Origin of the sequence: Microbacterium sp. TWP3-1-2b2 (assembly GCF_049896145.1) — a bacterium.
Classification (GTDB): Bacteria; Actinomycetota; Actinomycetes; order Actinomycetales; family Microbacteriaceae; genus Microbacterium.
Genome location: NZ_JAFCTS010000001.1, coordinates 1574901 through 1595201 on the forward strand (window position 1 = coordinate 1574901; position 20301 = coordinate 1595201).

Consider the following 20301-nt stretch of genomic DNA (forward strand, 5'->3'; position numbering starts at 1 on the left):
GGATGTATCAGGCGATGTATCAGGCCTTGGCGAGTCCGCGGATCGGGCTGACCGACTGCGCTTCCTCGTGATCCGGCCCCAGCGGGATCCCGCTGCGGTCGCGGAGCAGGAGCGTCGCGATCAGGCCGATCAGTGTCATGCCGGCGAGATACCAGGTGACCATCTCGGTCGAACCGGTGGCGTCCACGATCGCTGCGGCGATGGTCGGGGCGAACGCGCCGCCGAGGATCGCGCCGATCGCGTAAGAGATCGAGACACCGGAGAACCGGATGGATGCCGGGAACAGCTCGGTGTACAGCGCCGCCTGCGGCCCGTATGTGAAGCCGAGACCGATCGTGAGGATCGCGAGGGCCGCGAAGATCGAGCCGATGCTGCCGGTGTTGACGAGAGGGAAGAGCAGGATCACACCGCCCAGCTGCAGGATCCATCCGATGATGTAGGTGTTGCGACGACCGATCCGGTCGGAGATCCACCCCGCGAGGAGAGTGGTGAGGAGCCAGGTGACGGCAGACCCCGTCACCGCCCAGAGCACTGGACCGCGCTCGAGGCCGATCGGCCCCTCGGGGTCGGTCGTGTAGCCCTGGATGTAGCCACCAGTGGTCATGTATCCGATCGCGTTGTTGCCCGCGAACACCAGGGCGGCGACGAGGACGAGCAGCGCGTGCTTGCGGAACAGCTGCACGATCGGCATCTGCGCCTTCTCCTTGCGTGCGGCGAGCTCGGCGAACACCGGGCTCTCCTCGACGTTGCGGCGCACGTAGTAGCCGATCAGGATGAGCACGACGCTGAGCAGGAACGGGATGCGCCAGCCCCACGCGAGGAACTGGTCACCGGGTGCGATCGCGGTCATGATCGCCATGACACCGGATGCCAGCAGCAGACCGAGCGGCACACCGATCTGCGGAGAAGCGCCGAAGATGCCGCGCTTCTTCTTGGGCGCGTGCTCGACAGCCATCAGCACGGCGCCGCCCCACTCGCCACCGGCCGAGATGCCCTGCAGGATACGCAGCAGGACGAGCAGGATGGGAGCGCCGACTCCGATGACCTCTGCGGTGGGCAGCAGGCCGATGAGTGCGGTGGCGGCCCCCATCAGGATCAGGGTCCACATCAGCACGCGCTTGCGGCCGAGCTTGTCTCCGAAGTGGCCAGCGAGGAAGGCGCCGAGCGGGCGGAACAGGAAGCTGATGCCCACTGTCGCGAATCCGAGGATCACGGTGTTCGTGCCGAGCGCGGAGAAGAACAGCTGTCCGAAGACCAGGCCGACGGCCGTAGCGTAGATGAAGAAGTCGTACCACTCGACGGTGGTGCCGACCACCGTCGCGAACACGACGCGCCGTCGATCCGCGGCGCTGGCGATGGTGCCTGTCGGCGTGAAGCCGGGCTGATCAGTCATTGAAGCTCCTTGTGTGACGTCGTTGTCCGGGTGGCCGCTTTCGAGTCGAAGCGATGCTTGCCACCCGCTGTCGGGATGATATACGATTTCAAATACATCGCACAAGAGCGATGCTCACGACGCAAGGAGGCGCCTCACGTGACGGACTCGAATGCCCGCCCCGGCAAGATCATCGCGGTCCACCTCAGCTACGCGTCCCGTGCCGAGCAGCGCGGCCGGCGCCCCGCGCATCCCTCCTACTTCTTCAAGGTCGCAAGCTCCGTCGCAGCCCCTGGCGGCATCGTCGAACGTCCGGCCGGCACCGAGTTGCTGGCCTTCGAGGGCGAGATCGCCCTCGTGATCGGCGCACCCGCCCGCCACGTCAGCATCGAGGACGCCTGGTCGCACGTGGCATCCATCACCGCCGCGAACGACCTCGGCCTCTACGACCTGCGGGCGAACGACAAGGGCTCGAACGTGCGCTCGAAGGGCGGCGACGGGTACACCCCGCTCGGCCCTGACCTGATCGATGCTCGATCCGTCGACCCCACTGACATCCGGGTGCGCACGTGGGTCAACGGCGAGCTGCGCCAGGACGACAACTCATCGGGGCTCATCTTCCCTCTCGCGCAGTTCGTCGCCGACCTGTCACAGCACTTCACGCTCGATACGGGCGACATCATCCTCACCGGAACGCCAGCGGGATCCTCGGTCATCGTCCCAGGCGATGTCGTCGAGGTCGAGGTCGACGCCCCGTCCGCTCCTGGCGCCCCGTCTTCAGGGCGTCTGGTCACCACGGTCACGCAGGGCGACGCGCCGTTCGATGAGACGCTCGGGTCCATGCCGTCGGTCGATGACACGCAGCGCACCGAAGCATGGGGTTCGGCAGAAGCGGCGGGTCTTTCGACAGGTGACGCACCAGACGCGTCTTCGCTCGCTGAGCCTGTCGAAGCGTCGAAGACTCACCCCGGCCTCTCTCCCGAACTGCGCGCCAAGCTCGAGAAGGCGCCGACCGCAGGACTCTCCTCCCAGCTGCGCAAGCGCGGGCTCCACTCGTGCTTCATCGACGGAGTCGCCTCGAACCTGCCCGGAGTGAAGATCGTGGGCACCGCGCGCACGCTGCGCTTCATCCCGGCCCGCGAGGACCTGTTCACCAGCCACGGCGGCGGTTACAACGCGCAGAAGCGTCTGTTCGACGCCGTCGACCAAGGCGAGATCATCGTGATCGAGGCCAGAGGGGATGCCACCACCGGCACACTCGGCGACATCCTCGCACTGCGCGCCACGGCCCGCGGCGCGGCTGGTGTCGTCACCGACGGCGGCGTGCGCGACTTCGACGAGGTCGCCCGCATCGGTCTGCCGGTGTTCTCCCGGGGCGCGCACCCGTCGGTGCTCGGGCGCAAGCATGTGCCGTGGGAGCTGGACGTCACGATCGGCTGCGGCGGCGCAGCAGTGCAGCCCGGCGACATCATCGTCGGAGACGGAGACGGAGTGATCGTGATCCCGCCGTCCATCGTTTCCGAGGTCGTCGACGCGGCACTCGCCCAGGAGGACGAGGATGCCTGGATCGCCGTGCAGGTGCAGGCGGGACATCCGGTCGACGGACTGTTTCCGATGAATGCGCAGTGGCGAACGACGTACGAGGCCTCGCGCGGGACCGAAGGTGATCGCGCATGACGAAGATGCTCAGCAAGTCGCAGCAGGCATACCGCTGGATCAAGGAGCGCATCGCCGGCCAGACCTACACTCCCGGCTACCGACTGGTGCTCGGAACCATCGCCGGCGAGCTCGACATGAGTGTCGTGCCGGTGCGGGAGGCGATCCGCCAGTTGGAGGCTGAGGGGCTCGTGCACTTCGAGCACAACGTCGGCGCGAGGGTCGCCATGGTCGACGACTCCCAGTACCGGCACAGCATGGAGGCGCTCAGCATCCTCGAGGGCAGCGCGACCGCGATGTCGGCTCGCCATCTGAACGCCGACGATCTACGACTGGCGCGTGCGATCAATGCGCGGATGATCGAGACCCTCGATCACTTCGACCCGCCGGCTTTCACCCAGCTCAACCAGCAGTTCCATGCCGCGCTGATTGCTCCCTGCCCGAATCCGCGTCTGCACGAGCTGGTGACCCTCGAGATGGCGAGGCTGAACCGGTTGCGCGATTCGACGTTCAGCTTCGTTCCCGGCCGTGCGCACGAATCAGTGCGCGAGCACGAGCACATCGTCGCACTGATCGAGAACGGCGCTCCCGTGATCGAGATCGAGCGTGCCGCGCGCGATCATCACGCGGCCACGCTCGACGCGTACCTCACGAAAGAACACCCCGACGAAGCCGTCGGCACGCACGTCCACTGACACCGGAGGAACCATGACCGATTCACGCATCCCCGCTGACCTGCCCGATCAGATCCAGCACTACATCGACGGCGCGTTCAGAGACTCAGTGGACGGAGACACCTTCGACGTGCTCGATCCGGTCACGAACGAGAACTACACCACGGCGTCTGCCGGCAAGAAGGCGGACATCGACCTCGCCGTCGCGGCTGCCAAGCGCGCGTTCGAAGAAGGACCATGGCCGAAGATGCTCCCGCGCGAGCGCTCGCGCGTGCTGCACCGCATCGCCGACATCGTCGAGTCGCGCGATCAGCGTCTCGCCGAGCTGGAGAGCTTCGACTCCGGCCTTCCCATCACGCAGGCCCTGGGCCAGGCACGTCGCGCCGCGGAGAACTTCCGTTTCTTCGCCGACCTGATCGTCGCGCAGGCGGACGACACCTACACGGTGCCTGGCCGCCAGATCAACTACGTCAACCGCAAGCCGATCGGCGTGGCCGGCCTCATCACTCCGTGGAACACGCCGTTCATGCTGGAGTCGTGGAAGCTCGGCCCCGCGCTGGCCACGGGAAACACCGTCGTGTTGAAGCCTGCCGAGTTCACACCGCTGTCGGCGTCGCTGTGGGCCGGGATCTTCGAGGAGGCCGGCCTGCCCAAGGGGGTCTTCAACCTCGTCAACGGTCTCGGCGAGGATGCCGGTGATGCGCTGGTCAAGCATCCGGATGTGCCGCTCATCTCGTTCACGGGCGAGAGCTCGACCGGCCAGCTGATCTTCGCCAACGCCGCCCCGCACCTCAAGGGGCTGTCGATGGAACTCGGCGGCAAGTCGCCGGCCGTGGTCTTCGCCGACGCAGATCTGGATGCGGCTGTCAACGCCACGATCTTCGGGGTGTTCTCCCTCAACGGCGAGCGCTGCACCGCCGGAAGCCGCATCCTCGTCGAGCAGTCCATCTACGACGAGTTCGTCGAGAAGTACGCCGCACAGGCGAAGCGCGTCAAGGTCGGCCTGCCGAACGATCCTGAGACCGAGGTGGGCGCGCTCGTGCACCCGGAGCACTACGACAAGGTCATGAGCTACGTCGAGATCGGTAAGACCGAGGGCCGACTCGTCGCCGGAGGTGGACGACCGGAGGGCTTCGACACGGGCAACTACGTCGCCCCGACCGTGTTCGCGGACGTCTACCCCGACGCGCGGATCTTCCAGGAGGAGATCTTCGGACCCGTGGTCGCGATCACGCCGTTCGCGAATGATGCCGAGGCTCTCGCCCTGGCGAACAACACCAAGTACGGCCTCGCCGCATACATCTGGACGAACGACCTCAAGCGCGCGCACAATTTCGCCGGCGAGGTCGAGGCGGGCATGGTGTGGCTGAACAGCAACAACGTGCGGGACCTGCGCACCCCCTTCGGCGGCGTGAAGGCCTCAGGACTCGGACACGAGGGCGGCTACCGCTCGATCGATTTCTACACCGACCAGCAGGCCGTGCACATCAACCTCGGCGAGGTCCACAACCCCGTCTTCGGAAAGCAGTGAGGACGCTGACATGACCAATCGTGAAGACATGACCCTGACCTCCTCGGGCTATTACGTGAGCCAGGAGGCGCCGATCCACTCGGACGACCCCGTCGCGACGCCGACGAGCACCCCGCCCGACATCCTCCGCTGCGCGTACATGGAACTCGTGGTCACGGATCTCGCGGCATCCCGCCAGTTCTACGTCGACATCCTCGGTCTGTACGTCACGGAAGAGGACGACCAGGCGATCTACCTGCGCTCCACCGAGGAGTTCATCCATCACAACCTGGTGCTGCGAAAGGGTCCGGTCGCCGCGGTGGCCGCATTCTCGTACCGCGTGCGCAGCCCGGAGGACCTCGACCGTGCCGTCGACTTCTACACCGAGCTCGGTTGCCGTGTCGAGCGCCGCCCTGACGGCTTCGTCATGGGCATCGGCGACGCGGTGCGCGTGGAGGATCCGCTCGGGTTCCCCTACGAGTTCTTCTTCCAGGCCGACCACGTCGAGCGGATGTCGTGGCGTTACGACCTGCACACACCGGGCGAGCTCGTGCGCCTCGACCACTTCAACCAGGTCACCCCCGATGTGCCGCGCGCCGTGAAGTTCATGCAGGATCTCGGCTTCCGCGTCACCGAGGACATCCAGGACGAGGATGGCACGGTGTACGCGGCATGGATGCGCCGGAAGCCCACCGTGCACGACACCGCGATGACGGGCGGCGACGGTCCGCGGATGCATCACGTGTGCTTCGCCACGCATGAGAAGCACAACATCCTCGCGATCTGCGACAAGCTCGGAGCCCTCCGCCGATCCGATGCGATCGAACGCGGTCCCGGCCGCCATGGCGTCAGCAACGCCTTCTATCTCTACCTGCGCGACCCCGACGGGCACCGGGTCGAGATCTACACCCAGGATTACTACACCGGCGATCCGGACAACCCGGTCATCACCTGGGATGTGCATGACAACCAGCGCCGCGACTGGTGGGGCAACCCCGTAGTGCCCTCCTGGTACACCGACGCGTCGCTCGTGCTCGACCTGGACGGCAACCCGCAGCCGGTTCAGGCGCGCACCGACGACAGCGAGATGGCGGTCACGATCGGCGCCGACGGGTTCTCGTACACTCGTCCCGACGACGACGCCGCGATGCCCGAGTACAAACAGGGCGAATACAAGCTCGGCCACCAGCTGTAGGAGGACGGATGCTGTCACCGGATGCGATCGAGCAGATCGCAGATGAGCTCGCCGCGGCCGAGCAGAACAGGACGGTGATCCCGAAGATCACCTCGCGGTTCCCGGATGCCACGATCGAGGACTCCTATGCCATTCAGGGCATATGGCGCGATAAGAACGTCGCTGCGGGGCGCCGGCTGGTCGGCAGGAAGATCGGTCTGACGTCGAAGGCGATGCAGCAGGCGACGGGGATCACCGAGCCCGACTACGGGGTGATGTTCGACGACACGGTGTACGCGTCCGGTTCGGACATCCCGTTCGACCACTTCTCGAATGTGCGCATCGAGGTCGAACTCGCGTTCGTGCTGAAGGCACCGCTGGAGGGACCGGACTGCACCCTCGACGACGCTCTCGCTGCGATCGACTACGCCGTCCCTGCGCTCGAGGTGCTGAACTCGCACATCGAGCTCGAGGGACGCACGATCGTCGACACGATCAGTGACAACGCCGCCTACGGTGCGATGGTGCTCGGCGATGTGCACAAGCGCCCGGATGAGATCGACCTGCGCTGGGTGCCGGGCGTGCTCTCCCGCAACGGCGAGATCGAGGAGACCGGGGTCGCCCAGGGAGTGCTCGGCCACCCTGCCACCGGGGTCGCGTGGCTCGCGAACAAGTTCCACCAGCACGGCGCCAGACTGGAGGCGGGAGAGATCATCCTCGCCGGCTCATTCACCCGCCCGATGTGGATCTCCAAGGGCGATCAGGTGCTGTGCGATTACGGACCGATGGGAACAATCACATGCCGCTTCGTCTAGAGCCCGCCCCTTCCTTCCGGGATCGTCTGGGCGAGGCCACCCGCCCGCTCGTCGGCGCATGGATCTGCTCCGGCAGTCCGATCGCCGCCGAGATCGTCGCGGGCTCCGGGCTCGACTGGACACTGATCGACGGGGAGCACAGTCCGATCGGGTTGGAGTCGACCCTCTCGCTGCTGCAGGCCGTCGCGCCGTACCCGATCACACCAGTGGTCCGGGTGCCCTCGGCTGAGGCGACGCTGATCAAGCAGGTCCTCGACGTCGGCGCCCAGAACCTGCTCGTGCCGATGGTGAACACAGCAGAAGAAGCCGCTGCCGCCGTCGCGGCCACCCGCTACCCTCCGCGCGGCATCCGTGGGGTCGGCAGTGCGCTCGCGCGCGCCGCGCAGTTCAACAGGATCGAGGACTATCTGCACCGGGCGCACGAGATCACCTCCCTGACGGTGCAGATCGAGACGGATGCCGCGGTCGGCAATGCCCGTGCGATCGCGGAGGTCGACGGTGTCGACGCGGTCTTCATCGGTCCCAGCGACCTCGCGGCATCCATGGGTCTACTCGGACAGCAGGAGCATCCTGACGTCATCGCGGCCGTCGAACGGACGATCGCGACCGTGCGGGCGGCGGGAAAGCCCGTCGGCGTCAACGCGTTCGCCCCTGCGATCGCCCGTCGCTACCTCGACGCCGGAGCATCTTTCGCGCTGGTCGCCGCCGACGTGTCGATCCTGGCCCGCGCTACTGAGAAGCTCGCGGCGGAGTGGATCCCCGACGCAGGTTCCGCTGAGCACGCGAGCTACTGAGCTACACGACCACATCGGCTCACAGGCTGACGAAGAGCAACGCCGCAGCCATCACGATGCCGGAGCCCAGCAACGTGATGAAGGTGTAGCCGAGGATGTCACGCATCTTCAGCCCGGCGATCGCGAGCACAGGCAGCGCCCAGAACGGCTGGATCATGTTGGTCCATTGGTCACCGTAGGCGACCGCCATCACGGCGATCGACGGGTCGACGCCGAGCTGGTTCGCGGCGTCCAGCATGATCGGCCCCTGCACTGCGAACTGTCCGCCGCCTGAGGGAACGAAGAAGTTCACGATGCCGGCAGACAGCAGTGCCAGCACGCCGAAGGTGGTCGGCGTCGCGATGGACACGAACGCGTCAGAGAACAGCGCGATGAGGCCCGATGTCGACATGATCCCGAGGATTCCGGCGTACAGGGGGAACTGCACGAGGATCTCGCCGACGTTCGACGCGGCCTTCTTGGTGAGATGGATCAGTTCGAACGGGCTGCGCACCAGCAGCAGGATGAGCGCCAGGAACGACCAGTTGACGATGTCGAGCGTGAGGGTTCCGCCCTGGACGAAGTGCACGATGAGATAGATCACCAGCCCGATGCCGACGATCGTGGTCAGGATGCGAGAGGCGTCGATGCGATCGGCCGGCGTGACGACCTGGTCGTCATACTCGTCTGTCGCCTCGGATCCGACCGTTTCCGGCAATTCGTAGATCGGGTCGTTCTTCTTGGGGCGGATGAGATACATCAGGAAGCCGACGACGATGATCACACCCAGTGCCGCCAGCATGTTCCATGTCGAGAAGGTCGTCTCGGTGATGGGCAGCACCTCGCCGCCCAGGCTCGGCGCGAGGAACGAGTCAGGTGTGGCCGCCGTCAGCGGCCCAGAGCCCGAGTACCCCATGTGCCAGACGACGAATCCTGAATAGCCGGCCGCGACCAGGAGGGGAAAGTGCACCTTGAGTCCGCGCTTGCGCGCCTCGACGGCGATCTCACGCGCGAGCAGCGTGCCGACGATGAGTCCGAGTCCCCAGGTGATGAGACTGGCGACCGCCGCGATCACGAACACGAACACATACGCGAAGCCGGCGTTGCCCGGCACTCGCGCAAGCCACCGCAGCAGCTTCTGCACGGGGCGCGTGTTCGCGAGCATGTACCCGAGAAGCAGGATCAAGCACATCTGCGTCATGAAGGCGAGGAGCCCGGCCAGCCCATCGCCCCAGCCTTTGACGACGTCGATCGGGCTCGTCTGCGTGAGCGTCATGGCGAGGATCGCAACGATCAGCGTCAGCACGATCGCGAACGTCAGGGCGGAAGGGATCCACCTCTCGAGGAACCGGTTGATCGGGCGCATCACGCCGCGCGACCCCTGCTTCTGCGTGGTCTGAGACACGTTGAACTCCTTCGTCCGGTGGCTGAGTTGGCTTCACCATAGCAACGGCCCATGCAACTCGAGGGAGCCAGCGCGGCCGCCGCGTGGACGGCCTGCTGATCACGCCCTGAGTGCGTCCAGAGTGCGAGCGGGATCATTGAGAAGCGCAGCGAAAGCGGCTTCCGCCGCGCCGATCAGGAGGCGATCAGCGCCCAGAGCGGCCGGACGGATCTCCACCTGCTCGCCGGGTGCCGCGAGTGCGTTGGCTCGTACGTCGGCGGTGAAGCCGTCAGGATCACTGTCGTTGAGCATGCCGAGGAACCCGCCGAGCACGATCATCGAGGGGTTGAGCACATTCACCGCGTTGGCGAGCGTCGCGGCCAGAATCCGTCGCTGACGGGCGATCTCTTCGGCGACCTGCGGACGATCGACGTCGGACAGCGCAGCGGCCAACGCAGGATCATCGACCGCTCCCAGACCCGCGACCTGCAGCAGCCTCGCCCTGTTGACCTCATCCTCCAGGACTCCGCCCCTGGTGCGCCGGTCGGCCTCGGCCGGGATGCTCGGACGTGTCTGGCCCCACTCTCCTGCGTATCCACCGGCGCCGCCGATCAGCACGCCCTGCAGGATGAGACCGCCGCCGATGCCGCTGGCGCCGCCGTTGAGGTAGACGACGTTCCTGTGCTCGCGCGCTGCGCCGAAGAGTCGTTCGGCACGCGCACCGAGCGAGGCGTCGTTGTCGATCGCCGCCGGCAGTCCGAGCCGCTGAGAGAGGGGTGAGCGGATGTCGCCGTCGAGCCAGCCCAGGTGCGGAGCCAGCCGGACGACGCCGTCCTCGACGCGGACGAGGCCTGGAACCGCCACACCGATTCCGACGAACCGGCTCGCTGCCAGCGCGCCTGCTCTCCAGCCCTCGACGACATTCGCGACCACGCGGACGACGTCGTCGATGCTCGGGGCCTCTGCGCATTCGATGCGCGCGCGCTCGCAGACCCGCCCTGAGAGCGTGACGGCGCCGACCTCGATCGCGTCGACTTCGGGGTTCACTGCGATCGCGATCACATCGTCGCCGGCCGCGACGATCGGCGAGGGTCTGCCGACACGTCGAGTGGGGTCCGGTTCCTGCTCCACGACGAGCCCGCGCGAGGCGAGTTCCGCGACCAGGTCCGCAACGGTGGAGCGATTCAGCCCCGTCTCGGCGGTGATGACGGCGCGCGAACGAGGACCGTGCTGATGCACCAGTCGCAGCACCTCGCCGAGGTTCGCCGCGCGCACGCGCTCGACGCTCGATGCCCGCTCAGCCATCGTGTCCCCCGCCGTTCTCCCATTGAGTTGCTCATGACACGATATCCGGTCGTCGGCGATGGATCAGCGCGGCACGTGCTCCAATGCCCTCACGTCAGCGGTCGCGAGACGCGGGTCGGCGGTCGTGAGGACGTGCACGTCACCGGTGATGGCCAGCTTCGAGCGCGGCGTCGCAGTGCCCGCGGCTTCGGTCGCAGCGGCATCGGCTCCGACCCACACCTCGACATCACCCGGCTCCACCACACGCGTCATCGATCGATCACTGAATGCGAACCGCTGGGTGGGCACCGAGAAGGTCACCGTCGCGGACTGACCGGGCTCGAGCGTCACACGCTGGAAAGCGAGCAGTTGGGCCAGCGGACGCGTCACCGAGGCGACGACATCACGACCATAGAGCTGCACGACGTCATCCACCGTGCGCGTTCCGGTGTTGGTCACCTCGACGGCTGCGGAGAAAGCTGCACCGGCTGACGCTTCCGCGTCAACCACGAGGTCCCCGTACACGACCGGCGAGTACGAGAGCCCGAAACCGAACGGACGCACCGGGGTGGGGTCGGTGGCCGTGACGTCCGACGCCCCGCCGAGGCGCGGATGCAGGTACGTGTACGGCTGAGCTCCTGCCGCGCGGGGCAGCGAGACCGGCATTCTTCCCGAGGGATTGACCCGACCGGAGATCACGCCGGAGAGGGCTGCAGCGCCCTCCTCCCCGGGGAAGAACGTCTGCAGCACCGCGGCCGGCCGATGTTCGCCGTCCAGCGCCCAGCCGATCGCGTACGGCCGACCGGTCAGCGCGATCATGACGACCGGCGTCCCCGTCGCGACGACGGCATCGACCAGCTCACGCTGCACACCGGGCAGCTCCAGCGTCTCGGAGTCGTTCCCCTCGCCGACGGTGCCTCGGCCGAACAGACCCGCCTGGTCACCCACGACGACGATCGCCACGTCCGCACCGGCAGCCGCCGCAACAGCTTCGTCGAATCCGGTGCGATCGTCGCCCTCCACGTCGGCGCCCTTGGCGTACACGACATCCGTGTCCTGTCCTGCCTCGGATTCGAACGCCTCCAGGAACGTGGGAATCTCGAATCCGATCGGAAACTCCGGATGATGCGCGAGCACGTGGTTGGCGAAGGAATAGCACCCCATCAGCGCTTCGGCACGGTGCGCGTTCGGACCGATCACGGCGACGCGTGAGGGTGCGGCGGCCGCATCCGCGAGGGGCAGGATGCCGTCATTGGACAGCAGCACGATCGATTCCTCGGCGATGCGTCGCGCGATGTCGCGGTGACGCGGCGAATCCAGGTCGACGTGAGCGGGTGGTTCATCCTCGAACGCATCGGGCTCGAGCAGCCCGAGCTCCTCCTTCTGAGCGAGCGCACGCAGCACCGCCCGATCGACGAAGGCCTCGTCGAACTCGCCGGCGCGGATCCGCTCGGCAAGCGGTGCGAGGTATGCGTCACCGGTCGGCAACTCGACATCGATCCCCGCGGTCAGTGCTGCGGCTGCGGCGCCTCCTCGGTCAGCAGCGATCGCGTGCATAACCTCGAGGAACGCCACCGCGAAGTAGTCGGCGACGACGACGCCGTCGAATCCCCAGCGGCCCCGCAGCAGATCGGTCAGGTACTCCTCGCTGGAGCCGAGCGGCACGCCGTCGATCTCGGCGTAGGAGTTCATGACGGAACGGGCCCCGCCATCGAACAGCGCCATCTCGAACGGCGGGAGGAACACGTCGGCGATCTCCCGCGGACCTGCGGAGACCGGTGCATGGTTGCGCCCTGCGCGCGAGCCCGAGTATCCGACGAAGTGCTTCAGAGTCGCGTGCACCCCCGCGGACTGCAGGCCGGTCACATACGAGCTGCCGAGCACGCCGACGACGTACGGATCCTCCGCGATGCATTCGTCCACTCGCCCCCAGCGGGGATCGCGGATGACATCGAGCACCGGCGCGAGACCCTGATGGATCCCGAGCTCCCGCATCGACTCCCCGATGGATGCAGCCATCTCCTGCACGAGATCCGGGTCGAACGTCGCCCCCCAGGCGAGCGGGGTGGGAAACGCCGCAGCCTTCCACGCCGCCAGTCCGGTGAGGCACTCTTCATGCACGAGCGCAGGAATCCCCAGTCGCGTCTCGCGCTTGAGTCGACGCTGCTCTGCCCAGAGCCAGGCGGCGCGCTCGGTCGGCTCCACCGGCCTCGTACCGTACACGCGCGTGTACTGGCCGAGTCCGTTCTTCGTCACATCTTCCAGGTGCCCGCCATCCTGCTGGCCCGCCGCCATCTCCGACTGCATCGGGGCGACCACCCCGTTCTGGTCGAGCCAGTACCCGACGATCTGCGCGAGCTTCTCGTCGAGGGTCATCTGCGCGTGCAGCGCACGGACTCGTTCCGACACTGCGGGCATGGCGGGAACTCCCGCGTTGGTATCCGACACGGATCTCTCTTTCATCTCTTGCTCAGACCTTGGAGCGCTGCTCAGCCCTTGACGGCGCCGGTGAGCCCGCCGACGATTCGACGCTCGAACATGCTGAAGAAGATCAACGCCGGCAGCATGGACAGCGAGGTGTACGCCAGCACCTTCGCGGTGTCGACCGAGTACTGCGATGAGAAGTTCTGCACCCCGAGCGGAAGGGTGAACAGACTGGAGTCGTTGAGGATGAACAGCGGCAGCATGTACCCGTTCCACGACCCGATGAACGCGAGGATGCCGACGGTGATCACTCCGGGCAGGCTCAGCGGGATCACCATCCTCCAGAAGAAGCCGAGTCGCGAGGCACCGTCGATGGATGCCGCCTCCTCGAGTTCCTTCGGGATCGCCCGCAGGAACGGCACGAGGATGATGATCGTGGTCGGCAGGGCGAACGCGATCTGCGGCAGGATGATGCCCCCGAGGCTGTTGACCAGGCCGAGGTTGCGGATCAGCAGATAGAGAGGTGTGATCGCGACCGTGATCGGGAACATCAGCCCTGCGGCGAAGAACGCGTACATGATGCCCTTGCCGCCGAAGTCGTAGCGGGCGATCACATAACTGGCCATGATTCCGAGGATGACGGCGCCGAGCGTGGTGCCGACAGCGGAGATGGTCGAGTTGACCATCGCCGTCCAGAATTCGCTGCTGCCGAGGACGTTGGTGTAGTTCGCGATCTCCCACGGCGCCGGCCATCCCGACGGGTCGTTGGTGATCTGCGAGTTCGTGCGGAACCCACCGATGATGATGTAGAGGATCGGAGTGATGCAGATCGTGATCAGGATCACTGCGAGCAGGTAGACGCCCGGGCTCCCCCAGCGCACACCGGATGCCGGGCGTCGACGCCCTCGCGGCCCGATCGCCTGGATCGCCACCGAAGTCTTCAGAGTGTCGGTCATCGCCGGCCCCCCTTTCTGCTGTCCCCCGTCAATGCGCCTTCGGTGTCGCGGCGGAGAATGAACCGCTGGTATACGAGGGCGACGACGAGTGAGATGAGGAAGAGCATCACGGCGACCGCGTTGCCGTAGCCGTAGCTGCCTGCCAGATGCCCGTTCTGGTACATGTAGGTCGCCATGGTCGACGTTCCGGCCGTGGCTGCGATGTACTGACCCCAGATGATGTTGACGAGGTCGAACAGCTGCAGCGATCCGATGATCGACAGGAATGCCCAGATGCGGATGGTCGGGCCGAGCAATGGGAGCGTGATGCTCCACTGCGCTTTCCAGAAGCCGGCGCCGTCGATGGCGGCGGCCTCGTAGAGCTCTTCGGGAATCGACTGCATCCCGGCGAGCATGAGGATCACGGCGAAGCCGATGTACTTCCACGTGATGATGATCATCAATGACCACATCGCGATCGCCGGATCCGCGATCCATGAGTTCTGCAGCGCTCCGAGGCCCACCTTCTCGAGCAGCGAGTTCAGCGCTCCCGCGTCCTGGAGCATCAGGCTCCAGCCCGTGCCGACGACCACCTCGGCGATCACGTACGGGGCGAAGATCAGCACACGGATCACCGATCGACCGCGAATCTTCTGGTTCAGCAGCAGCGCGAACAGGATCGCGATGGGCCCCTGCATCACGAGCGAGAGTACGACGATCGTGAAGTTGTGCCCTACAGCTGCGCGGAACGTGTCGTCCTGCAGCATGAGGGCGTAGTTGTCGAGTCCGACGAACTCGGTGGGCCAGCCGTAGCCGTTCCATTTGAAGAAGCCGTAGAACGCGGCCATCATCACCGGGAGGATGACGAAGCCGACGAAGACCAGCAGTGCAGGTCCTGCCAGGAGAATGATCTCGCCGCGCTTGCGCCAGTCAGGCCGCCGCGGCGCCCGTGTCGGGACCGATGCACTATCGGTCCCGACACGGTTTCTCCTCGCAGGCGCAGTGGGTGTCATCAGCGCCTGAGATTCGGTCATGTCGCCGTTCAGCCCCTTGCCGCTGCGTTCGCGATGCTGTCGACGAGCTTCTGCGGGTCACCCTGACCTGCGAGCATCTCGACGACACCGGTGTTCAGCGCGTTTCCGACGTTCTGTCCGAGTGCGGTGTCCAGCCAGAGCGACACGTACGGTGCCTTTCCGTACGCGTCCATCAGCGGAACGAGCGACGGATCGGTCACCGCTCCGGTGGCGTCCTGGTTGGCCGGGATGGTCTGGAAGGCGACGGCGTACTTCTCCTGCCATTCCTTCGATGCGATGAAGTTGAGGAACTCCTCGCAGGACTCCGGCGAATCTGTCGAGCAGGAGTAACCGTCGACGCCGCCCATCATGGCGCCGGGCTCTCCGTCGCCGCCGTCGACCTCCGGGAACGGGAACCAGCCGAGGTCGGCCAGCGGCTCTCCGTCAGGTGTGAGACCCGCGATCACGCCGACGTTCCAGGCGCCCATGAGCTCCATGGCAGCCTGGTGGTTGGCGACGAGTCCTGCGGACGAGTTGGCGCCCTGCTGGGCCGACGTGGTCAGGAAGCCGTCGTTGAACGGCTCGGTGGCGGCGAATTCGCTGAGGTTGTCAGCGGCGTCCAGCCAGCACTGATCAGTGAAGTCGGGGCTGGTGGCCAGGTTCTCGATGACGTCCTGGCCGCATGCCCGCACAGCGAAGAAGTAGTACCAGTGCGCGGCGGGCCAGGCATCCTTCGCGCCGAGCGCGATCGGGGCGATCCCCGCGTCCTTGAGCTTGTCCACGGCGTCTTCGAGCTCGGCGATGGACGTCGGCTCCGCGTCGATGCCTGCCTGGTCGAACAGGTCCTTGCTGTAGAAGATGCCACCGGGCAGCACAGCGCTCGGCACGCCGTAGACCTTGCCGTCGACCGTGAACGCGCTGAACGGTGCCTCGCCGAATGCGGTCTTCACGTCGTCATCGATGAGGTCGGTGAGGTCCTTCACCTTGCCCGCTTCGACGATGTCGGCGAGCTTGCCGCCACCGCGAGCCATGAAGATGTCCGGCATGTCGCCCGAGTTGACGGCGGTCTGCAGCTTGCCGTCCATGTCTTCGTTCTGGATGGAGGTGACCTTGATCGTCACTTCAGGGTTCGCCTCGTGGAATGCAGCCGCGGCGTCTTCCCAGTACTGCTTGCCGTCGCCTGTCGTCGAGTTGTGCCACATCGTGAGGGTGGTCTCGCCGCCCTCGCCTTCGCCGCCGCCACCGCTGCTGCCAGTGCAGCCGGTCAGGACAAGCGAACCAAGTGCGACGACCGCAGCACCCGCCGTCAATGCCTTTCGCATCTTCATGCTGTGTTCTCCTCTTCTTCGAGTTCTCGTGCAGCGCGACACGACTATTTGTTGTCAGCCACACCAATGTGTTCGTGTGCCCACTCTGACACCGCTCCCACGAGCATGTCAAACGATATCGATAACGTTTTCTATTCGGTTAGGCTGACTCCATGAATGCTCGGCCAACCATCACCGATGTCGCCCGCACCGCCGGGGTCTCGGTGGCCACAGTCTCCAAGGCGATCAATGGCCGCGACGGCGTGTCCGCGGCCACTCACGCCCGCGTACTCCGCGTCGTGGCCGAGCTCGGCTACGAGAGCTCACTCGTCGCCACGTCGATGCGGCGAGGCAGGACGAACGTGATCGGCGTACTGGTGGCGGAGTTCGAGCCGTTCGCGCTGCAACTGCTGCGCGGCGTCTCGACCGCGCTCCAAGACACTCCTTACGACGTGCTCGCATATGCCGGCACGGTCTCCGCCGGAGATCATCTCGGGTGGGAGCGCCGCTCCCTCTCGCGACTCGGCGGCACGCTCATCGACGGAGCGATCCTCGTCACCCCGACCACCACCCCGGCGAGATCGGCGGTCCCGATCGTCGCGGTCGACCCGCACACCGGGGCGGACGGCCCTGCGACAGTGGCAGTGCACAACGTCGACGGAGCGCGCGCCGCCATGGATCATCTGATCACGCTCGGACACCGCCGTATCGGACACCTGCGCGGTCGCACCGATCTGGAATCGGCGCATCAGCGCGAGCGCGGGTATCGCGCTGCACTGAAGAGCGCCGGCATCCCGTTCGACCCCGCGCTCGTCGAGGAAGGCGGATATCGCGCCGCGAGCGCCACCGCCGGTTCGCACGCACTGCTCGATCTCGACGACCGACCCACGGCCGTCTTCGCGGCCAACGATCTCTCCGCGATAGAGATGATCAGGGTCGCCGCTGAGCGCGGCCTGCGCGTGCCGGAGGATCTCTCCGTGGTCGGCTTCGACGACATCCCGGAGGCTGCATCGAACACGCCGCAGCTGACCACAGTGCGACAGCCTCTCGCCACGATGGGCGCGGTGGCCGTGCGCGTCCTGCTCAGCATGCTCGGCGGCGGCGAGCCGGAGCATGTCCGGATGCCTGCTGAACTCATCCCCCGTGGATCGACGTCGGCGCCGGCACGCTGAGACGCCTCCGGCGGCATTGCCCATGGCGCTGCGCACTGATATGTTTTTACTCACAACAATTCACCATCGATGTTGAAAGCGACTTTCTCATGTCTCTCACCCCCACCCGCGAAGACAAGTTCTCCTTCGGTCTCTGGACCGTCGACTACAACGGCACCGACCCGTTCGGCGGCCCCACCCGTCCGCGTCTGGACGTCGTTCACGCCGTGGAGAAGCTCTCCGAGCTCGGCGCGTACGGCCTGACGTTCCACGATGACGACCTGTTCGCGTTCGGCTCGACTGACGCCGAGCGTCAGAAGCAGATCGATCGGCTCAAGGGCGCCCTGTCCGACACCGGGCTCATCGTGCCCATGGTCACCACGAACCTCTTCAGCGCCCCGGTCTTCAAGGACGGCGGCTTCACCTCCAACGACCGCGATGTGCGTCGCTATGCCCTTCGCAAAGTGTTCCGTCAGCTCGACCTCGGGGCAGAGCTCGGTGCGAAGACCTTCGTGATGTGGGGCGGCCGCGAGGGCGCCGAGTACGACTCCGCCAAGGACGTGCGCCAGGCCCTCGAGCGCTACCGCGAGGCCGTGAACCTGCTCGCCGACTACGTCACGGACAAGGGCTACGACATCCGCTTCGCGATCGAGCCGAAGCCGAACGAGCCGCGCGGAGACATCCTGCTGCCGACCCTCGGACACGCGATCGCATTCATCGGCTCCCTCGCACGCCCGGAGCTGTTCGGCGTGAACCCCGAGGTCGGCCACGAGCAGATGGCCGGCCTCAACTTCGCGGCCGGCATCGCGCAGGCGCTCTTCCACGAGAAGTTGTTCCACATCGACCTCAACGGCCAGCGTGGCATCAAGTACGACCAGGACCTCGTGTTCGGTCACGGAGACCTGCACAACGCCTTCGCCCTCGTCGATCTGCTCGAGAACGGCGGCCCCGGCGGCATTCCGGCCTACGACGGACCGCGTCACTTCGACTACAAGCCGAGCCGCACCGAGGACGAGAACGGCGTCTGGGATTCTGCAGCCGCGAACATGCGCACGTACCTGCTCCTCAAGGAGCGCGCCGCTGCCTTCCGCGCAGACCCCGAGGTGCAGGAAGCGCTGGCCGCATCCAAGGTCGACGAACTCGCGACGCCGACGCTGAACCCCGGCGAGAGCTACGACGACTTCCTCGCCGACCGCAGTGCCTTCGAGGACTTCGACGCCGACGCCTACCTCGGTGGCAAGGGCTTCGGATTCGTCCGCCTGCAGCAGCTCGCCACCGAGCACCTGCTCGGCGCTCGCTGACCTGTGGCGACCAACGCCGCGGCGACCAGCGCGCAGACGCTCGTCGCCGGTGTCGATTCGTCGACGCAGAGCTGCAAGGTCGTCGTGCGTGACCTCTCGTCCGGAGCGGTGATCCGCTCCGGACGAGCAGGTCACCCTGACGGCACCGAAGTCGACCCCGCGGCGTGGTGGGAGGCGCTGCGCAGTGCCATCACCGCAGCAGGCGGGCTCGACGACGTCGCAGCCGTCGGCATCGGCGGGCAGCAGCACGGCCTGGTCGCTCTCGATGCCGAGGGGCGCGTCATCCGGCCCGCTCTGCTCTGGAACGACACCAGGTCAGCGGATGCGGCGACCGCGCTGACCGACGAGGTCGGCGCGGAGGAGTACGCCCGGCGCACCGGCGTCGTGCCGGTCGCCTCGTTCACGGCGAGCAAGGTGCGCTGGGTGGCGGATGCCGAGCCCGAGAACGCCGCACGGATCGCGGCGATCGCACTCCCCCATGACTGGCTCACGTGGCGCCTGCGCGGCTACGGGCCGGTCGACGAGTCTCCGCTGGGGCCCGTGCTCGACGAGCTCGTCACCGATCGCTCCGACGCCAGTGGCACCGCGTACTTCGACTCTGCTCGGGGCGAGTACGACCGGGAGCTGCTCTCTACCGCGCTGCGGCGGGATGCGAGTGATGTCGTGCTGCCCCGCGTACTCGGCCCTGCCGAGCACGTCACCGGACAGGGCGGAATGCTCGTCACTGCCGGGGCGGGCGACAACGCCGCAGCCGCGCTGGGAATGGGTGCGGGCAGCGGCGACATCGGCGTCTCGATCGGCACGAGCGGGACGGTCTTCGCGGTCACCGACGTGGCGGTCGCTGACTCGAGCGGCACGGTGGCCGGTTTCGCCGACGCCGCGGGAGGTTACCTTCCGCTGGTCGCGACGCTGAATGCCGCGCGCGTGCTGGATGCCACTGCATCCCTTCTCGGCGTCGACCACGAGGAGTTCTCCCGACTCGCGCTGGCCGCCGCGCCCGGCGCGGACGGCCTCGTGCTCCAGCCGTGGTTCGAGGGCGAGCGCACGCCCAACCTTCCGAATGCGACCGCATCACTGTTCGGCATGACGCTGACCTCGACGAGTCGTGAGAATCTCGCCCGAGCCGCGATCGAGGGCGTGCTGTGCGGCCTCGCCGACGGTCTCGATCGCATCCGTGCCCACGGAGTGACGGCCGAGCGCATCCTGCTCGTCGGCGGTGCCGCGCAGAGCGACGCTGTCGCGCGCATCGCGGCACAGGTGTTCGATGCGCCGGTCGTGGTGCCGGCCCCAGGAGAGTACGTCGCCCTCGGTGCATCGGTGCAGGCGGCCTGGGGACTGCGCGGCACGAAGCCGGAGTGGCCGGTGGAGATGACCTCCCGTCTCGAGACCGACACGAGACCGATCATCAGAGAGCAGTACGCCGCTCGCATGCCTTGATCACCCGGCCACTCGTCGTCGACACAAGCAATCCCGTTTCGTACCGGGTCGACCACGAGTGGCCGGGCTCATCGTGAGAAGATCGACGGAT

16 protein-coding genes are annotated in these 20301 nt (G+C 66.6%); 9 read left to right on the forward strand and 7 right to left on the reverse strand.

Annotated features, from left to right (window positions below; genetic code table 11):
- Window positions 1-19: 19 nt before the first annotated feature.
- On the reverse strand, window positions 20-1393 hold the full coding sequence (locus tag ACP7AR_RS07890) for an MFS transporter (protein ID WP_426184462.1): 1374 nt from the start codon (window positions 1391-1393) through the stop codon (window positions 20-22).
- Between the two features lie 138 nt (window positions 1394-1531).
- On the opposite strand from ACP7AR_RS07890, the gene ACP7AR_RS07895 reads away from it, so the two are divergent.
- Genes ACP7AR_RS07895 through ACP7AR_RS07920 form a run of 6 tightly spaced genes read left to right on the forward strand, consistent with a single transcriptional unit; the run spans window position 1532 to window position 7995 of the window.
- Window positions 1532-3049 carry a fumarylacetoacetate hydrolase family protein gene (locus ACP7AR_RS07895; RefSeq protein WP_426184464.1) on the forward strand — a complete coding sequence of 506 codons (1518 nt, stop codon included), beginning with the start codon at window positions 1532-1534 and terminating at the stop codon, window positions 3047-3049.
- The gene (locus tag ACP7AR_RS07900) at window positions 3046-3723 is read left to right on the forward strand and encodes a GntR family transcriptional regulator (RefSeq protein ID WP_426184466.1); all 678 of its coding nucleotides are present in this window, start codon (window positions 3046-3048) and stop codon (window positions 3721-3723) included. Before ACP7AR_RS07895 ends, ACP7AR_RS07900 begins: the two co-directional genes overlap by 4 nt.
- Before the next feature lie 13 nt (window positions 3724-3736).
- Window positions 3737-5233, forward strand: coding sequence for a 5-carboxymethyl-2-hydroxymuconate semialdehyde dehydrogenase (gene hpaE, locus ACP7AR_RS07905; protein WP_426184468.1), 1497 nt, complete (start codon window positions 3737-3739; stop codon window positions 5231-5233).
- A 10-nt stretch (window positions 5234-5243) separates the two neighbouring features.
- On the forward strand, window positions 5244-6407 hold the full coding sequence (gene hpaD / locus ACP7AR_RS07910) for a 3,4-dihydroxyphenylacetate 2,3-dioxygenase (RefSeq protein WP_426184470.1): 1164 nt from the start codon (window positions 5244-5246) through the stop codon (window positions 6405-6407).
- 8 nt (window positions 6408-6415) lie between these two features.
- Window positions 6416-7201 (forward strand): 2-keto-4-pentenoate hydratase, encoded by a 786-nt coding sequence (locus ACP7AR_RS07915; protein WP_426184472.1) that lies wholly within the window; start codon window positions 6416-6418, stop codon window positions 7199-7201.
- Complete coding sequence (locus ACP7AR_RS07920; RefSeq protein ID WP_426184474.1) at window positions 7186-7995, forward strand: HpcH/HpaI aldolase family protein; 810 nt, start codon at window positions 7186-7188, stop codon at window positions 7993-7995. The genes ACP7AR_RS07915 and ACP7AR_RS07920 overlap by 16 nt, the downstream gene beginning before the upstream one ends.
- 19 nt (window positions 7996-8014) lie before the next feature.
- On the opposite strand, the gene ACP7AR_RS07925 is transcribed toward ACP7AR_RS07920, so the two are convergent.
- From ACP7AR_RS07925 to ACP7AR_RS07950, 6 genes are all read right to left on the reverse strand, one after another.
- On the reverse strand, window positions 8015-9340 hold the full coding sequence (locus ACP7AR_RS07925; protein ID WP_426187690.1) for a short-chain fatty acid transporter: 1326 nt from the start codon (window positions 9338-9340) through the stop codon (window positions 8015-8017).
- Between the two features lie 138 nt (window positions 9341-9478).
- Entirely contained in the window at window positions 9479-10663 is a 1185-nt protein-coding gene (locus ACP7AR_RS07930; RefSeq protein ID WP_426184476.1) for an ROK family transcriptional regulator, read from the reverse strand.
- Between the two features lie 63 nt (window positions 10664-10726).
- Window positions 10727-13105 carry a beta-glucosidase gene (locus tag ACP7AR_RS07935; RefSeq protein WP_426184478.1) on the reverse strand — a complete coding sequence of 793 codons (2379 nt, stop codon included), beginning with the start codon at window positions 13103-13105 and terminating at the stop codon, window positions 10727-10729.
- Between the two features lie 26 nt (window positions 13106-13131).
- Window positions 13132-14022 carry a carbohydrate ABC transporter permease gene (locus ACP7AR_RS07940; protein ID WP_426184480.1) on the reverse strand — a complete coding sequence of 297 codons (891 nt, stop codon included), beginning with the start codon at window positions 14020-14022 and terminating at the stop codon, window positions 13132-13134.
- Window positions 14019-15035, reverse strand: a complete 1017-nt coding sequence (locus tag ACP7AR_RS07945) for a carbohydrate ABC transporter permease (protein WP_426184482.1) — start codon at window positions 15033-15035, stop codon at window positions 14019-14021. Before ACP7AR_RS07945 ends, ACP7AR_RS07940 begins: the two co-directional genes overlap by 4 nt.
- 8 nt (window positions 15036-15043) lie before the next feature.
- Window positions 15044-16342: an extracellular solute-binding protein gene (locus ACP7AR_RS07950; protein WP_426184484.1), complete on the reverse strand. Its 1299-nt coding sequence runs from the start codon at window positions 16340-16342 to the stop codon at window positions 15044-15046.
- Window positions 16343-16494: 152 nt separating this feature from the next.
- Here ACP7AR_RS07950 and ACP7AR_RS07955 point away from each other — a divergent pair, with 152 nt between their 5' ends.
- From ACP7AR_RS07955 to xylB, 3 genes are all read left to right on the forward strand, one after another.
- The gene (locus ACP7AR_RS07955; RefSeq protein WP_426184486.1) at window positions 16495-17493 is read left to right on the forward strand and encodes a LacI family DNA-binding transcriptional regulator; all 999 of its coding nucleotides are present in this window, start codon (window positions 16495-16497) and stop codon (window positions 17491-17493) included.
- 89 nt (window positions 17494-17582) lie between these two features.
- Window positions 17583-18773 carry a xylose isomerase gene (xylA, locus tag ACP7AR_RS07960; RefSeq protein WP_426184488.1) on the forward strand — a complete coding sequence of 397 codons (1191 nt, stop codon included), beginning with the start codon at window positions 17583-17585 and terminating at the stop codon, window positions 18771-18773.
- A 3-nt stretch (window positions 18774-18776) separates the two neighbouring features.
- Window positions 18777-20210, forward strand: coding sequence for a xylulokinase (xylB, locus tag ACP7AR_RS07965; RefSeq protein WP_426184490.1), 1434 nt, complete (start codon window positions 18777-18779; stop codon window positions 20208-20210).
- Window positions 20211-20301 lie beyond the last annotated feature (91 nt).

Coding starts and splice junctions, on each gene's coding strand:
- ACP7AR_RS07890 (WP_426184462.1), bottom strand. CDS start 1,393: ATGACTGATCAGCCCGGCTTCACGCCGACAGGCACCATCGCCAGCGCC.
- ACP7AR_RS07900 (WP_426184466.1), top strand. CDS start 3,046: ATGACGAAGATGCTCAGCAAGTCGCAGCAGGCATACCGCTGGATCAAG.
- hpaE (WP_426184468.1), top strand. CDS start 3,737: ATGACCGATTCACGCATCCCCGCTGACCTGCCCGATCAGATCCAGCAC.
- hpaD (WP_426184470.1), top strand. CDS start 5,244: ATGACCAATCGTGAAGACATGACCCTGACCTCCTCGGGCTATTACGTG.
- ACP7AR_RS07915 (WP_426184472.1), top strand. CDS start 6,416: ATGCTGTCACCGGATGCGATCGAGCAGATCGCAGATGAGCTCGCCGCG.
- ACP7AR_RS07920 (WP_426184474.1), top strand. CDS start 7,186: ATGCCGCTTCGTCTAGAGCCCGCCCCTTCCTTCCGGGATCGTCTGGGC.
- ACP7AR_RS07925 (WP_426187690.1), bottom strand. CDS start 9,340: ATGCGCCCGATCAACCGGTTCCTCGAGAGGTGGATCCCTTCCGCCCTG.
- ACP7AR_RS07930 (WP_426184476.1), bottom strand. CDS start 10,663: ATGGCTGAGCGGGCATCGAGCGTCGAGCGCGTGCGCGCGGCGAACCTC.
- ACP7AR_RS07935 (WP_426184478.1), bottom strand. CDS start 13,105: ATGAAAGAGAGATCCGTGTCGGATACCAACGCGGGAGTTCCCGCCATG.
- ACP7AR_RS07940 (WP_426184480.1), bottom strand. CDS start 14,022: ATGACCGACACTCTGAAGACTTCGGTGGCGATCCAGGCGATCGGGCCG.
- ACP7AR_RS07945 (WP_426184482.1), bottom strand. CDS start 15,035: ATGACCGAATCTCAGGCGCTGATGACACCCACTGCGCCTGCGAGGAGA.
- ACP7AR_RS07950 (WP_426184484.1), bottom strand. CDS start 16,342: ATGAAGATGCGAAAGGCATTGACGGCGGGTGCTGCGGTCGTCGCACTT.
- ACP7AR_RS07955 (WP_426184486.1), top strand. CDS start 16,495: ATGAATGCTCGGCCAACCATCACCGATGTCGCCCGCACCGCCGGGGTC.
- xylA (WP_426184488.1), top strand. CDS start 17,583: ATGTCTCTCACCCCCACCCGCGAAGACAAGTTCTCCTTCGGTCTCTGG.